Origin of the sequence: Halolamina pelagica (assembly GCF_900115675.1) — an archaeon.
Classification (GTDB): Archaea; Halobacteriota; Halobacteria; order Halobacteriales; family Haloferacaceae; genus Halolamina; species Halolamina pelagica.
The window spans coordinates 240,390-255,202 of the sequence record NZ_FOXI01000002.1; the positions used below are offsets into that span (position 1 = coordinate 240,390).

The following is a 14,813-nucleotide window of genomic DNA, read 5'->3' on the forward strand; positions in this document are numbered from 1 at the left end:
ACGGTATGTCGGGTGACCGAATCGACGGGTCGGAGACCGGTGGCACGCTGTCGGGGCTCAAGCGTCGGATCAGCCGAACGCTCGAGCTCATCCGAGGAGCAGAGCTCGAGACCCGGCCGTTCCGCCCCGGCGAGGACGGGCCGCTGGCGTCGTTCGACGTGCCCGAGGGCCAGGAGGAGGTCGACCGTTACTGGGTCAACGCGCCGTACGCCTACGTGGTGATCACACACGATCCGTCGGCGAGCGAACACCAGTACCACGCCGTCGAGCCCATCCTCGACGAGTTCGAGACCCTCGTGCTTCGCCGCGTCGTTGAGGACATCCGCGACCCGCTCCTCTACCGTGCGGCCGACACCGACGCCGACAGGGAACTGCTGAGCGAGGAACTCGCGACCCTGCTCGACCAGTACGGCGTCGACGCCGACATGGGGACGTTCCACTCGCTCCTGTACTACCTCATGCGTGACTTCCGGGGGTACGGGAAGGTGGATCCCCTCCTGAACGACACCCACATCGAGGACATCTCGTGTGACGGCTACGACCTTCCGATCTTCGTCTACCACGACGAGTACACCGACATCGAGACGAACATCGCCTTCGAGGCTGACGCGCTGGACAACTACGTCATCAGGCTGGCCCAGCAGTCCGGCCGGCACATCTCCGTCGGCGACCCCATCGTCGAGACGACGCTGCCCGACGGCTCCCGCGCCGAACTCGCGCTGGGCGAGGAGGTCACTCCCCGCGGCTCGGCGTTCACCATCCGGCAGTACGCGGAGGAGCCGTTCACGCCGATCGACCTGATCGACAACGACACGTTCACCATCAGCGAGATGGCGTACTTCTGGCTCTGCATCGAGCACAACAAGTCGCTCATCTTCGCCGGGGGGACGGCGTCGGGAAAGACCACGTCGATGAACGCGGTGTCGATGTTTATCCCGCCGCGGGCGAAGGTGCTCACCATCGAGGACACCCGGGAGCTCTCGCTGTACCACGACAACTGGCTCTCCTCCATCACTCGCGAACGACTGGACGAGGGGACGGACATCGACATGTACGACCTGCTGCGCTCGGCGCTGCGCCACCGCCCGGAGTACATCATCGTCGGCGAGGTTCGCGGGGCGGAGGCAGTCACGCTGTTCCAGGCGATGAACACCGGCCACACGACGTTCTCGACGATGCACGCCGACTCCATCGAGACCGTCATCAACCGGCTCGAGAACGAGCCGATCAACGTGCCGCGCGCGATGGTCCAGAGCCTCGACATGATCTCGATCCAGGTGCTCACCCGGAAGGGCGAGGAGCGCGTCCGCCGGACCAAGACCGTCGGCGAGATCGGCAGCATCGACCAGCGGACTGGCGAACTCGACTACTCCGCGGCGTTCGAGTGGGACGCCGAGACGGACTCAGTTCAGCGACGCGACTCCGCGCTGATCGAGGAGATCCAGGACGATCGAGGGTGGAGCCGCTCGGAACTGCTCCAGGAGATGCGCGACCGGGAGCGGTTCCTCGAGTTCCTGCAGAAGCGCCGCATCACCGACTACCGGGCGTTCACGGCGCTGGTCAACGAGTACTACGCCCACCCCGACCGCGTGATGGACCGGGTCGAACAGGCGGACGTGGAGCTGTCGGCGGGAGACGGGCTCGCCGACGCGGTGGAGTGAGATGCTCCGGGCGCTGCCGCTCGTCGTCGCCGTACTCCTCCTGCTCCCGCTTCTGGCCGAACGGGTCGCCCGGCCGGTGAAGCTGCTCGTCTCCCGGGTCGCGATCTCGCTGTTCGGCGACTACGTCGCCGACGAGAGTCCCCGCAAACGTGACCAGCAGTCCCGCCTCCGGGCGGCCCACGTCCGGGCCACCCATCGCGTCTACGCGGCCCGGACGCTGCTTTACAGTCTCCTGTTGGGCGTCAGCGGCAGTATCCTCGGCGTCTACGGCGCCGCGGCGCTGCTCTGGACGCTCCGGATCAGCGGCGACGCCGTGCGGGCGGCCCTCCCGGCCGCGCTGGGCTTCCTCGCCGACCTGACCCACGTCACCGACCTGCCGCTCACGGACCTGTTCGTGCTCGTGTTCGTCTCCAGCGCGACGGTCGGCACGGCGCTCGCGTTCGGGACCTACTACCTGCGGTGGGCGATACTCGACGAGCGCGCGAGCGTACGAGCGAGCGAGATCGAGGCGACGCTCCCGCGGACCATCGCCTTCGTCTACGCGCTCTCGCGCTCCGGGATGGCGTTCCCCGCGATCCTCGACACGCTGACCCAGAACCGGGACGTGTACGGCGAGGCGGCGGTGGAGATCGGCGTCGCCGTCCGCGACATGAACACGTTCGGGACCGACGTGCTGACCGCGCTCGATCGCATGGCCGACCGCACGCCCAGCGAGAACCTCGAGGAGTTCGGGGAGAACCTCGCCTCGATACTCGGGTCGGGGCAGTCGCTCTCGAACTTCCTCAAGGGGCAGTACGAGCGCTACCAGGAGGAGGCCGAGGCCCAGCAGCGCCAGTACCTCGACCTGCTGTCGACGTTCGCCGAGGCGTACGTGACCGTGCTCGTCGCCGGCCCGCTGTTCCTGATCACCATCCTCGTCGTCGTCGGACTCGTGCTCCAGGACACGCTCGACCTGTTACGCGTGGTGGTGTACCTCGCGATCCCGGTGGCGAGTCTGGGCTTCATCGCCTACATCGACAGTTCGACCAAGACGATCAGCAGCACGCTCGGCGACACGCGCTCGGAGATCCCGCCGGTCCAGATCAGCGGCATCACCGACGCGGAGACGACGGTCGCGCTCACCGACGGCGGGAGCGCCGCCGACGGCTGGCGGGCAAGCCGCGAACGACTCGAACTGTATGAGACCTTCGAGTCGGTGCTCGGGTGGCTGCGAAGCCCCGGTCAGACCCTGCTTCGCAACCCCGGCTACAGCTTCCTCGGCACCGTCCCGATCGGGCTCTGGTGGGTCGCGATCCGGGCGGGGTCGCTCCCGCTCGCCCCGCTGGCGGCGCTCCGGACGATCGACAGCCCGGTCGTCGAGGCGACCCTGTTCGTCACGGGCGTGTTCGCGCTGCTGTACGAGATCGACAAACGCCGGATGCGGTCGATCGAGCGGGTGATCCCGGACTTCCTCGACCGCTTTGCGAGCATCAACGACGCCGGGGTGAGCGTCGTCCAGAGCACGGAGCGACTCACGCGGTCGGACCTCGACGCGCTGAGCCCGGAGCTCCAGCGGGCGTGGGAGGACGTGCGCTGGGGCGCCGACGTGCGGGCGGCGTTCCGCCGGATGGAGCGCCGGATCGACTCGCCGATGATGACCCGGGCGACGGTGCTGATCACCAACGCGATGACCGCCAGCGGCGAGATCGCGCCCGTCCTGGAGATCGCCGCCGACGAGGCCCGCGCCAGCCGCCGACTCCAGCGCGAGCGCCGCCAGGAGATGGTGACCTACCTCCTGGTCATCTACATCGCCTTCTTCGTGTTCATCGGTATCGTGTTCGCGCTCTCGACCTCGTTCATCCCGGCGATCGAGGGCGCGGATCTGGGCGGGGCCAGCGGCGGCGGGCTCCCGAGCGGGGTCTCCGCGGGCGTCTTCGGCGGCCTCGGCACTGTCGACACCACCGCCTACACGCTGCTGTTCTACCACGCCGCGGTGATGCAGGCGACCTTCTCGGGACTGATCGCCGGCCAGCTCGGCGAGGGGTCGCTCGCCGACGGCGCGAAACACGTCGTGATCCTGCTCACGCTGACCGTCATCGCCTTCGCCCTCATCTGACGATGCCCGACGACCCCGCACACGCCGGCCACACCTACGACCGCATCGCCGCCCACTTCTCGGAGACCCGTGAGTACCCCTGGCCCGAGATCGAGTCGTTCCTCGACGGGCGCTCGGGCGCCGTCGGTCTCGACCTCGGCTGCGGGAACGGCCGCCACGCCGAGGTGCTTGCCGCCCACGCCGACCGCGTCGTCGCCGTCGACGCCAGCACGGGACTGCTCGCCGAGGCGGCCGAGCGCGCCGCCGAGCACGGGTTCGAGACCGATCTGGTCGCCGGCGACGCCGCGGCGATCCCGCTGGGGGCCGGCACCGTCGATCTCGCGGTCTACGTCGCGACCCTCCACCACCTCCGACCGCGGGCGCGCCGGATCGGGAGCCTGAACGAACTGGCTCGCGTGCTCGCGCCGGGCGGGCGGGCGCTCGTGAGCGCCTGGAGCACCGTCCACGACCGCTTCGCCGACGAGGGGACCGACGGCTCGGGGCTGGACACGGAGGTCGACTGGACGCTCCCGGGCGGCGAAACCGTGGGGCGGTTCTACCACGTCTACGACCCCGCGGAGTTCGAGGCGGATCTGAAAGCGAGCGAGCTGGCCCTGCTGGAGTGGGAGCTCTCGAGCGGGAACTGCTACGCCGTGGTCGGACCGTCGGAGTGAGTCAGCCGGCTACCCACCGCCGTCGCGCTTTTCCCCGGGTCGCGCCTACCACCGACAGATGGACGCCGCAATCGTCACCGTCGGCGACGAACTACTCACCGGCGACACCGAGAACACGAACGCCACCTGGCTCTGTGCCCGGCTCGACGACCGTGGCGTCGACGTCGAGCGCGTGACGACCGTGCCGGACCGCGTGGCGGACATCGCCCGCGTGGTCAACGAGTACCACGCCGAGTACGACGCCGTGCTCGTCACCGGCGGCCTCGGGCCAACCCACGACGACGTGACCATGGAGGGCGTCGCCGCGGCGTTCGGGCGCGAGGTGGAACTCGACGACGCGGCCGCCGAGTGGCTCCAGGAGGAGGGGTACGCCAGCGAGGACCTCGTTACCGGCACCGCCGAGCTCCCGGCCGGCGCGCGGCCGCTGCACAACACCGAGGGCGTCGCCCCGGGTGCAGTCGTGGAGTCCTGTTACGTGTTCCCCGGCGTGCCCGCGGAGATGCAGGCGATGTTCGCGAGCGTCGCCGACGAGTTCGACGGCGAGCAGACGTACATCGAGCGCGTCGAGGCCGCCGAGCCCGAGAGCGCGCTCCTCGACCGGCTCGCCGAGGTACAGGACCGGTTCGGCGTGACGGTCGGGTCCTACCCCGGCGAGACGGTGACGCTGAAGGTCACCGCGACCGATCCCGAAGCAGCCCGCGAAGCGGCGGCGTGGCTGACCGATCACGTCCAGCAGGTCGACGAGAGCGCCGAGTAGTTACCGGTAGAACGCGAGCGTCCACGCCGCCGTCACCACGATCCCGAGCGCGAGCGCGACGGCGCCGGTCACCGCCGGATCGAGCGAGACCCCCTCGACTGCCGTAGCCTGAAGCATACCCCCGCGTTCGACCGTCCGGCGCTTAGCTCTGGTGGTCTCCGGCGTCGACGTTGCCGACAGGGTCGCACCCGTCGCCGCGTCCGCGGCCGTTTTCCCGCTCCCCGCCGAAGGGAGCCCATGCACGTTGGCTTCGTCCTCAACCCCATCGCCGGCATGGGTGGCCGCGTCGGGCTGAAGGGGACCGACGGGAAGGTCGCGGAGGCCCGCGCCCGGGGCGCGGAACCGCGCGCGCCCCAACGCGCCGAGCGCGCGCTGGCGGAACTCGCCGACCGCCTGCCGGACGCCCGGGTTTCGACCTGGGGCGAGCCGATGGGAGAACGGGAAGTCCGGGAAGCCGGCTACGAGCCCGAGGTCCTGGGGGAGCCGGCCGGCGGCGAAACCGGCTCCGACGACACCCGCGAGGCAGTCGCGGCGTTCGTCGACGCCGGCGTCGACCTCGTCCTCTTCGTCGGCGGCGACGGCACCGCAGCGGACGTGGCCGAGACGCTCGAGGGAACCGACACGCCGATGCTCGGCGTCCCCGCCGGCGTCAAAGTCTACTCCTCGGTGTTCGCGGTCTCCCCCGAGGACGCCGCCTACATCGTCGCGAGCTACGAGCGCACCGAGCGCCGGGAGGTGATGGACATCGACGAGGACGAGTACCGCGAGGGCGAGGTCAACCCCGAACTCCGGGCGGTCGCCCGGGTGCCGGTCGCCGAAGCGATGCAGTCCTCGAAGCAGTTGGGCGGGGGGACCGTCGAGGCGCTCGCGGAGGGCGTCGCCGACGACATCCGGGCCGAACCGTCGCGGACGTACGTGCTCGGCCCCGGATCGACCGTCGGGACGATCAAGGACGAACTCGGCTTCGAGGGCTCGCCCATCGGCGTCGACGTGTGGCGCGACGGGGAGGTGATCGTGAGAGACGCCAGCGAGCAACAGATCCTCGACGCGCTGGGGGAGGAGAACGTCATCGTCGTCTCCCCCATCGGCGGGCAGGGGTTCGTGTTCGGCCGCGGGAACCCACAGCTCTCCCCCGACGTGATCCGGCAGTGTGACGTGACAATCGTCGCCTCGCGGGCCAAACTCGACGGCGTGAGCGTGCTGCGCGCCGACACGGACGACCCCGAACTCGACGAGGAGCTCCGTGGCTGGTGGAAGGTCCGGGTCGGGAAGTTCGAGACCCGGATGGTGAAGCTGGTCTGAGCCGGCGATAGTGGTTTACCGTTGACGGGAGTGGAGGCCAGCAATGGCCGACTGCCCTCCCCGGTGGTGTCGACGATGAACCGGCAGGCGCTGGCGACGGTGTTCGTCGCCGTCTCGATGGTTCTGGCGGGCTGTGGCGGGTTCGCTGGCGGGCCGTCGTCGACCGCGACGCCGGAGACGCCGTCGACGACGAGCGAACCGTCGGCGACACCGACGACCACGCCGGACAGCCGCGTCTCAGTGTACGGGGACCTCCCCGTGAACGCGACGCTCGTCTGGGAGCGCGTCGAGGCGATGTTCGGGGAGACGTACGAGCCGCCGACCGTCACGGTTCTGGACGGGCGACCTCCCGGACGCGTCAGCTCGTTCCCGGCACAGCTCGGGCTCGGGGAGGGGAGGATCTCGTCGGATGGCGGAGTCAACGGTCGGTACGTGTTTCGGAACGACAGGGTTCAGGTGATCCCGCGGAACGGCTCACCCAGCGAAATCGAGCGGATCCTCGCCCACGAGTACGTCCACGCGATACAGTACCGGACTGACTTCGTGGACCGGGCACGGGAATCCGGCATCTGGAGAGTGATGACCGAGGGAAGCGCCGTCTACGTCGAAGACGTCTACACGCGGGCGTTCCTCGGCTTCTCGACGATCGAGCGACGGTGCGAGGGCTACCGGACCGGAACGCCGTACGAGCGCTACGCGGCACAGCCCTACTGCTTCGGCGGCCAGTACTTCGCCGAAACGCTGGACTCGCCAACCGAGTTGCTGTCACCCAACACGACCCTCCCGACCACGACCGAACAGGTGCTCCACCCCGGAACGGCCGAGGGACCGACGAACCTCTCCGTCGTCGACGGGACGCCGAGTGGCTGGTACACGCCGGCCTCGATGGACCGGCAGGGCGAACTGTTCGTCCGGACCGTGCTCGGCGTCGAACTCTCCGAAACGCGAGCAAGCGAGGCCGCCGAAGGCTGGGGGAACGACCGACTGCTCACAGTCACGGGGGATATGGAGGGCTACGTCTGGGTGCTGCGCTGGGACACCGTCGACGACGCCGACGAGTTCGAGACGGCGTTCGTGGACTACCTCGACGCCCGCGGGAACGAGACCGCCGACGGCTGGCGCGTCGACGACCACCGCTACCGGCTCACGACCGTCGACGACCGAACGGTCGCAGTGGTGACGGGGAACGGGACGTTCGTCGACGCCGTTTCGGTCGGCGGGGAAGGGGGGAACGTGACGGTGTCGAGCGAGTCCTAGAACAGCGCCTCGCTCTCAGCCAGCACCTCGGCCGGGCCGCCGACCTCCCAGACCTCCGTCTCGACGCCCGTCTCGGCCACCTTCTTTTCCACAACGTCGGCGTAGTCCGCCGTCGTGTTCACGTACACCGACGCGCCGGTGTCCGTCGAGAAGTACACGGGGACGCCCGTCTCGCGGAGCTCCCGCACGGCGTTGAACACGGCGATGGTCTCGGGCTTCCAGTACACCCACCCCGACGGGCCGGTCATCGTCGTCGCCGTCAGCGACAGGGAGTCGTGCTCGGCGGTGCCGAAGATGCGGTGGAAGTCGCCCTCCCGCAGCGCGTCGCGCATCTCGACCAACTGGTCCTGGACGTGCGCCAGTCGCGCGTCGAACATGTGGCTCGCCTCGGCCTCCTCGTGGGCCTCCTCGGTCTCCTTGTAGGCGGGAACGAGCGCGGTGACGATCCGGAGGTCCTCTTCGGGGTCGAACCCGTCCTCGCCCGTGCCGATTGAGAGTCGGTGCGAGCGGCAGTCCTCGTCGTTCAACCCCGCGGAGAGGTCCGAGAAGGCACCCGTGACCGCGCGAGCTGCCGACGACGACCCGCGGCGCGCGATCGTCGAGATCTCGGGGCGGGTCAGGTCCATCCCCGCCGCCTCGCTGGCGGCCATCGCTAGCGCCGCGAAGCCGGAGGACGAGGAGCCGAAGCCGACGTTCGAGGGGAAGGAGTTCTCGCTCTCCATCCGGGCCGCGTGGTCGATGCCCGCGAGGTCGCGGACGTGATCGAGCACGTTGCGGATGCGCTCGGCGCCGCGGCCGTCGACGCCCTCGCCGTCGATGATGTACGTGTCGTCGCCGGCGTCGGGCAGGAACTCGACGGTGGTGGTGGTGTTCGACGGCGCGGTACAGACGCTGATCGAGTCGTGGTACGGGAGACGCAGGTCCGTGTCGCGCATCCCGTGGTACTTCACGAGCCCCTGGATCGGGTGGGCCCGCGCGGTGGCCTTGAGCGGCATCTCTGTCGGAGTTCCTCGGCGCCTCGGGTTAGACGTGTCGGTGCCGGTCGGGGCGCCGCCGGCTTCATTACCGCCCGCCCGGGAGGGGAGCCATGGTCGACCTGTTACTCGCCGCCGGCGTCGTGGCCACAGTCGCGCTGCTCGCCTGCAGCGCCTTCTTCTCCAGCTCCGAGACGGCGATCTTCTCGCTGCCGACGGGCGCCGACGCGATCACGGACGCGACTGCCGGCGACGATCCGCGAAACCGGACGCTGGCCGCGCTCCGCGATGACCCCCACCGGCTACTCGTGACGCTGCTCGTCGGGAACAACGTGGTGAACGTCGCGATCTCGAGCATCGTCACCGTGCTGGTCGCGCGCTCGCTCGATCCCGGACCCGCGGTCGTCGCCGCCACGGTGGTCACGAGCGTGCTGGTGCTCGTCTTCGGCGAGATCGTGCCGAAGGCGTACGGGCTGGGCAACGCTGCCGAGTGGTCGCTCCGGGTCGCGCCGGTGATCTCACTCGTCGAACGGGGGCTCTCGCCGGTGATCTCCGCGTTCGACTGGGTGACCAGCGCGATCACGCGCTGGGTCGAGGGTGAGACCGACATCGAGCGCCCGTACGTGGACTGATCGGGCAGCGAGCGAGACGGGGAGTGCGGTGGCTTAGAACAGGCCGACGTTCAGCGCCAGCGGCCAGTCGACGCCGCCGAGCGCGAGGAAGGCCAGCGAGCCGCCGAGCAGCGCGGCGTTCTTGAGGAAGTGCGTCATCTCGCCCTGCGTGTCCTCGGCGTTCCAGAAGTCGTGCATCGTCGGCGTCGACACGACGAAGAACGTCACGAGCGCGCCGGCCGCGAGCACGGGGTAGGCACCGGCGGCGATGCCGAGGCCGCCCACCAGCAGCATGACGCCGGAGGCGACGACGCCGAACTCGGGGGCCGGGACGCCCTTCGCGCCAGCGTAGCCGGCCATCCCCTCGACGTCCATGAAGTGGTTCAGGCCCATGAACCCGAGGACCAGTCCGAAGACGACCCGCGCCAGCAGGAAGAGGGTCCCGGCGGCGCCATCGAGCGCGGCGACCTGCAGTAGGCTCATCGCGTCACCTCCGTGGACGAGTCAGTTGCAAGCGGTGCCGTTGTGGTGAGTGGTTGCGCCACGCTACCAGCTACGGGTGCGAACCACTTGAGCGCTCGCGAACCCCGCCGTCACCCGGTTACAGCGGTGTTACCGCCGTGTCTCGTCTGAAAGAATCACGGCCGTTCCCCCCGGCCGGACGCTACCGCCACGGCACCGAGAGGTGGACGTGGAACAGGCGCTCACAGTCCTCCTCGCCGCAGACGGGACAGCCGTCCGCGTTGTCGGTGCCCGCGTCCGGTTGCGGAGCGTCGTCGACGCTCGTCGTCGGCCCGGGGACCACGCCCGCGGCGGCGACGACGCGGCTGCCCGCCTCGCGGAGCGCGTAGCCGCCGTCCTCCTCCCGGACGAAGTACTCGCGGAGCTTCGAGAGGTGGTAGTTGAACCGTCCGGGGTCGCGAACGTCCGCCCGCCGCCGGAGTTCCGAGAACGGCAACGGCTCCTCGGCCTCCGCGAGCGCCCGGAGGATGGCGATCCGCGTCTCGTCGCCCAGCACCGCCAGCGCGTCCGTGGGGTCCGCTTCCTGCACGCGCAGGCGTTGCGACCGGACCGGCTTGAAACTACGGCCGAGAGCTATCACCCACACGACAGAACCGCGCTTCTCCGAGCGTTCAACTACCACCCGGCCGACCCGGCGGTCGTGCCCGTCAGCGACGCCCTCCCTCGACAGTTCTCGCTCCCACAGGACCCGTCCTTCCGCCGGATGTTGGCGGGGCGGGCGACGAGTTTCCTCGGCGACGGGCTGTACACCGTCGCCGCGATGTGGCTGGTGTTCGAACTCACCGGATCGACGACGTACACCGGGCTCGCGGGGTTCCTGCTCCGTGGGCCGAACGCGCTGAAGGTGCTGGCCGGTCCGCTGGTCGACCGTGCGCGACTCGAGCGCGTGCTCGCCGGGTCGGAAGCAGTTGGCGCCGTGCTCTCGCTTATCGTCCCGCTAGCGGCGCTCTCCGGCAACCTCTCGGTCTGGATCGTGCTCGCGGTGCTCCCGTGCATGGCGCTGACCGAACTGTTCGCGGCGCCGGCCCAGACCGCCGCACTCCCCAGAATCGTCGCCAAGGAGTCGCTGGTCCGGGCGAACAGCGCGTTCTCCATCGTCACCAGCGCCGTCGACGCCGGGGCGAAGGCGGCGGGCGGGGCGCTCGTCGCGGCGATCGGCGCCGTCGCGCTGTACGGCGTCGACGCCGCCACCTACGCCGTCGCCGCGCTGCTGTTCCTGGGTCTCTCGATACCCGAAGCCGGCTCCGACGACCCCGGGGAAAACGAGGGCGGGGGAACGTCGCTCGACTTCGCCGCCTACCGCCGCGAACTCCGGGAAGGGATAGCCGTACTCACGGGGTCGGTGCTCGGCGCCATGCTGCTCGCGAGCCTCGTCGCCAACTTCCTCACGAGCGCGGCGTTCGCGGTGCTGCCGGCCTACGCGGCCGCGCTCTCGGGGGCAGCGGGGTACGGCCTCCTGCTCGCCGCGACCACCGCCGGCGTCGTCGCCGGCTCCCTGCTCGCGCCGCTCGTCGAGGACCGATCGCTGGGCGCCACGAACGCCGTCGGCCTCTCCCTGGCGGGAGCGGCCTGGGTCGCGGGGGTCGAACTCGGCGGCGTGGCGCTGACCGCGGCGCTGTTCGGCCTCTCCCGCGTCCCGGTCGGCGTCTACAACGTCGGCGTCCAGGCGACGATGCAGACCGGCGTGCCCGACGATCGACTCGGCCGGGTGACGGCGACGGTCAGCAGCCTGAGCAACGTCGTCGGACCGCTGGGGCTGCTGCTCGGGGGCGCCGCCGGCGCGGCGGTCGGCGCGCGGGCGGTGCTGCTTGCGGGCGGCGTCGGCATCGCGCTCACCGGGGCGTTCTGGGCGGCCGTTCCCCCGCTGCGGCGGTTCGGGGCGCCGACTGCGGTGCGTCCGGGGGCGTTCGGCTGAATCCCGTCGCTGCGGCGACGAACCCCGGCGCTTAAACCGAGTGACCCGCTACGCCACCGGTAATGAAGTTCTGCGACGAGTGCGGCTCAATGATGAAGGCGGAGGGCGACGAGTGGGTCTGTGGCAGTTGTGGTGCCACTGAAGCCCGGAACGAGGCCGAGGAGTCCGGGATGACTACCCAGCAGGACCAGGAGGAGAGCGACATCGTCGACATGTCCGACGTGGGCGAGGAGGCGATGGGCCCGACCACGGAGACCCGCTGTCCCGAGTGTGGTCACGACCGCGCGAGCTACGAGATGAAGCAGATCCGCTCGGCCGACGAGTCCGAGACGCGCTTTTTCACCTGTACGGAGTGCGGCCACAAGTGGCGCGAGGACGACCACTGAGAACGGAGCGGGAGCCGCACCGAGCGCCGAAAAACGGAGTACTGGACGTTATTCCTTTCTCGCGAACGTCAGGTAGCCGGTGTGACCCACGCCGGCCGTCGACGGCCGCGTCCCGCGCTCGCTGACGTCCATCCGGCGCTGGATCGTCTCGAACGTCCGGACGTCGGTGAGGTCGCCGCCGGCGGCCTCGATGGTCTTCCGGATCGACTCAACGAACGGCGAGTAGACGGTGACGAAGCCGCCGGTCGTCAACAGCTCCGGCGCCCGCTCGACGACGGCCGCCGAGTCGCCGGTGTCCAGGGTGAGCACGTCGAACGAGTCCGCTCCGACCAGTTCGTCGAGGTGCTCGGTCACGTCGCCGGTGCGCACGTCGACGCGGTCGTCGACGCCGCCGAGTATCATGTTCTCGCGGGCGACGTCGGCGAACGCCGGATCGGTCTCGTAGGTCGTCACCTCGGCGCCGGCACGGGCGAGGTAGGCCGCGAGCACGCCCGTCCCGGTGCCGGCGTCGAGCACGCGGTCGCCGCCGCCGGCGCCGGTGTGGCCCATCACGAGCCCGGCGTCGCGGGGCATCATCGGTGCGCCGGTCCGCTCGAAGTGCTCGAACAGGTCCGGGCCGCGGAGTCGTCGGGCGACGAAGGGCTCGCCCAAGTGGGTCTCCAGTTCGTCGCCGTGGCTCACGTCTTCCGGCACGTCGAGCACGCCGAGGTCGGTCTGGAGCTCCTCACCCGGGTGACGTACGTACTCACGGTCGCCGTGAACCAGTAGAACGGCCTCCACCGGACTACTCCAGCTGCGAGACGGCCGCCGCGAGGTCGCCGTCGTTCTCCTCGAGAACCTCCCGGGCTGTGGACTCCGTGACGCCGGCGCGCTGGGCGACGATCTCCACGTCGGCGTCGGGGATGCCGCCGTCGTCGGATCCGTCGTCAGCGTCTTCGAGCGCTTCGGCCTCGTCGGCGCCCGTCTTGCGGACGCTGGGCTCGCCGACGATCTGGTAGGTCTCCTGGCCCTGGGCGTCCATCTTGGTGACTTCCGCGCCGTCGAAGTAGAGTTCCTCGTCGGCGGTCCGGATGATCACTTCCTCGGCGTCGAGCTCCTCGACGTCAATACCCATCTGCTTCATCATCTGCTGCATCTTGCGCGGATTGAGTCCGCCGCCTCCGAACATGGCTACGAGTCGGTGGGCAGGCGTCAAAAGCGTGGCGAAGGGGTCGGAACACCGGGAATCGCTACGTCGACGAACCGCCCTGCCACCCGCCGCTGTCGATCACGCCGAACAGCTTCCCCCAGTTCTCCTCGTCCTCGCTCTCGGGGAGCGCGTCGCGGAGCTGTCGCAGGTCCGACGGCGGCACCTGCGACGCCACGAGGTCCATGACGACCTGGGCGTGGTAGGCTGCGTCCTGTCGCTCCAGGTTCTCGACCTCGCTGACCCGCGAGACGAACTCGGCCCAGTCGAACCGCTGGCCGTGCTCGTGGACGGCGCCCGTCATGTACCACTTGATCTCCATCGGGAGCGACGCCGCGAGGTCCTCGGCGTTGCCTTCGGGGATCCGTTGGCCGAGCGCCATCAGCGTCGCCCGTGTTGCACGAACCGCCTCGCCGGTCCCCGGTAGTTCGAGTCGGTGCTGTATCTCGCCCGTGAACTCGTCGAAGTTCATCGGTCGTCGGTACGGACCAGCCGCGGTTAAAGTTATGCAGAGGTAATAGTTCCGCGGGCGGGTGTGCCCACCGCGGCGTTCGGCGGGTCACGCTCGGGAGGCTTTAGGTGCCGGGGCCCCGGCGAGTATCCATGTACCTCGCCGACCAAACGTGGCCGGACGTCGCCACCGCCGACGTCGGACCCGTCGCGTTCGTCCCGCTCGGCTCGACCGAACAGCACGGCCCGCACCTGCCGCTCTCGACCGATCACGTGATCGCCGAGGGGCTCGCCCGCGCGGCCGCCGAGCGAACCGGGTTCCTCTGTACGCCGACGGTGACCGTCGGCGTCAGCGACCACCACCGCCACTTCCACGGCACGATGTGGGTGTCGCCGTCGTCGTTCCGGGACTACGTCGAGGACCTGACCCGGAACCTGACCTCCCACGGGATCGACCGCGTGGTGTTCGTCAACGCCCACGGCGGCAACGAGCAGCACCTCCAGGAGGTCGGCCGCCGACTGCGCGCCGACGAAACCGCCTTCGCGACGCCGTGGATGTGGGACGAGTCGATTCCCGACCTCGTCGACGAGGTCTTCGAGACCAACGGCCCCCACGCCGGTCCGAAGGAGACCTCGATGCTGCTGCATCTCGACCCAGAGACGGTGAAGGAGGGGGAGTTCGGGAGCGCCCGCGACAACGGGCTCACCGACCTCGCGAGTTCGGGTCACAGCCGCCACGGCGCCCGGGTCCACTACGACACGATCGAGAACTCCGCCAACGGCGCCTTCGGCGATCCGACCGACGCCAGCGCGGCGAAGGGCGAGTGCATCTTCGAGGCGGCCTGCGACGAACTGGTCCACCTCGCGGAGTGGCTGGCCGACCAGCGCTTCGGGGACCTGATGCCCCGGGAGCACGTCGACCCGCAGCCGGACAGCCGGAGCGAGCAGGTCTGACGCTGCGGCGGCCCGTTCGTGCGCTGCAGCCGTCGTGCGTGGTCTCGAACGCGCTCAGGCCGCCACAAGGCCCTTACGGGCAACGGTGGA

General features: G+C 69.8%; 16 protein-coding genes. 10 read left to right on the forward strand and 6 right to left on the reverse strand.

Going from position 1 to position 14,813, the window contains the following annotated elements; genetic code table 11:
- The first annotated feature begins 5 nt into the window (after window positions 1-5).
- From BMZ83_RS03865 to BMZ83_RS03890, 6 genes are all read left to right on the forward strand, one after another.
- Window positions 6-1,661: a type II/IV secretion system ATPase subunit gene (locus tag BMZ83_RS03865; RefSeq protein WP_074875823.1), complete on the forward strand. Its 1,656-nt coding sequence runs from the start codon at window positions 6-8 to the stop codon at window positions 1,659-1,661.
- Window position 1,662: 1 nt separating this feature from the next.
- Window positions 1,663-3,756, forward strand: a complete 2,094-nt coding sequence (locus tag BMZ83_RS03870) for a type II secretion system F family protein (protein WP_074875825.1) — start codon at window positions 1,663-1,665, stop codon at window positions 3,754-3,756.
- 2 nt (window positions 3,757-3,758) lie between these two features.
- A complete protein-coding gene (locus tag BMZ83_RS03875; RefSeq protein WP_074875827.1) occupies window positions 3,759-4,409 on the forward strand; it encodes a class I SAM-dependent methyltransferase in 651 nt (216 codons plus the stop codon).
- Window positions 4,410-4,467: 58 nt separating this feature from the next.
- Window positions 4,468-5,166, forward strand: a complete 699-nt coding sequence (locus tag BMZ83_RS03880; RefSeq protein ID WP_074875829.1) for a competence/damage-inducible protein A — start codon at window positions 4,468-4,470, stop codon at window positions 5,164-5,166.
- A 237-nt stretch (window positions 5,167-5,403) separates the two neighbouring features.
- Window positions 5,404-6,468, forward strand: coding sequence for an ATP-NAD kinase family protein (locus BMZ83_RS03885; protein ID WP_074875831.1), 1,065 nt, complete (start codon window positions 5,404-5,406; stop codon window positions 6,466-6,468).
- 75 nt (window positions 6,469-6,543) lie between these two features.
- A complete protein-coding gene (locus BMZ83_RS03890; RefSeq protein WP_143076882.1) occupies window positions 6,544-7,725 on the forward strand; it encodes a hypothetical protein in 1,182 nt (393 codons plus the stop codon).
- Here BMZ83_RS03890 and mvaD read toward each other — a convergent pair.
- On the reverse strand, window positions 7,722-8,720 hold the full coding sequence (gene mvaD / locus BMZ83_RS03895; RefSeq protein WP_074875835.1) for a phosphomevalonate decarboxylase MvaD: 999 nt from the start codon (window positions 8,718-8,720) through the stop codon (window positions 7,722-7,724). The two genes, BMZ83_RS03890 and mvaD, sit on opposite strands and share 4 nt — an antisense overlap.
- A 92-nt stretch (window positions 8,721-8,812) precedes the next feature.
- Between mvaD and BMZ83_RS03900 the strand changes: the two genes are divergently transcribed.
- The gene (locus tag BMZ83_RS03900; protein WP_074875837.1) at window positions 8,813-9,331 is read left to right on the forward strand and encodes a DUF21 domain-containing protein; all 519 of its coding nucleotides are present in this window, start codon (window positions 8,813-8,815) and stop codon (window positions 9,329-9,331) included.
- 33 nt (window positions 9,332-9,364) lie between these two features.
- On the opposite strand, the gene BMZ83_RS03905 is transcribed toward BMZ83_RS03900, so the two are convergent.
- Both BMZ83_RS03905 and BMZ83_RS03910 read right to left on the reverse strand, forming a co-directional pair.
- Window positions 9,365-9,793, reverse strand: a complete 429-nt coding sequence (locus BMZ83_RS03905; protein WP_074875840.1) for a DoxX family protein — start codon at window positions 9,791-9,793, stop codon at window positions 9,365-9,367.
- Between the two features lie 181 nt (window positions 9,794-9,974).
- The gene (locus tag BMZ83_RS03910; RefSeq protein WP_206674346.1) at window positions 9,975-10,361 is read right to left on the reverse strand and encodes a winged helix-turn-helix domain-containing protein; all 387 of its coding nucleotides are present in this window, start codon (window positions 10,359-10,361) and stop codon (window positions 9,975-9,977) included.
- A 111-nt stretch (window positions 10,362-10,472) separates the two neighbouring features.
- Between BMZ83_RS03910 and BMZ83_RS03915 the strand changes: the two genes are divergently transcribed.
- Together BMZ83_RS03915 and BMZ83_RS03920 are read left to right on the forward strand one after the other, a co-directional pair.
- Window positions 10,473-11,747 carry an MFS transporter gene (locus tag BMZ83_RS03915; RefSeq protein WP_079990104.1) on the forward strand — a complete coding sequence of 425 codons (1,275 nt, stop codon included), beginning with the start codon at window positions 10,473-10,475 and terminating at the stop codon, window positions 11,745-11,747.
- Window positions 11,748-11,809: 62 nt separating this feature from the next.
- Window positions 11,810-12,133: a transcription factor S gene (locus BMZ83_RS03920; RefSeq protein WP_074875842.1), complete on the forward strand. Its 324-nt coding sequence runs from the start codon at window positions 11,810-11,812 to the stop codon at window positions 12,131-12,133.
- A 48-nt stretch (window positions 12,134-12,181) separates the two neighbouring features.
- Here the strand turns inward: BMZ83_RS03920 and BMZ83_RS03925 are convergent, their stop codons facing one another.
- From BMZ83_RS03925 to BMZ83_RS03935, 3 genes are all read right to left on the reverse strand, one after another.
- Window positions 12,182-12,913 (reverse strand): tRNA (adenine-N1)-methyltransferase, encoded by a 732-nt coding sequence (locus BMZ83_RS03925; protein ID WP_074875844.1) that lies wholly within the window; start codon window positions 12,911-12,913, stop codon window positions 12,182-12,184.
- A 4-nt stretch (window positions 12,914-12,917) separates the two neighbouring features.
- Window positions 12,918-13,301: a nascent polypeptide-associated complex protein gene (locus BMZ83_RS03930; RefSeq protein ID WP_074875846.1), complete on the reverse strand. Its 384-nt coding sequence runs from the start codon at window positions 13,299-13,301 to the stop codon at window positions 12,918-12,920.
- A 61-nt stretch (window positions 13,302-13,362) separates the two neighbouring features.
- Window positions 13,363-13,791, reverse strand: coding sequence for a DUF2267 domain-containing protein (locus BMZ83_RS03935; protein ID WP_074875848.1), 429 nt, complete (start codon window positions 13,789-13,791; stop codon window positions 13,363-13,365).
- Between the two features lie 131 nt (window positions 13,792-13,922).
- Between BMZ83_RS03935 and BMZ83_RS03940 the strand changes: the two genes are divergently transcribed.
- Entirely contained in the window at window positions 13,923-14,723 is an 801-nt protein-coding gene (locus BMZ83_RS03940) for a creatininase family protein (RefSeq protein ID WP_074875850.1), read from the forward strand.
- Window positions 14,724-14,813 lie beyond the last annotated feature (90 nt).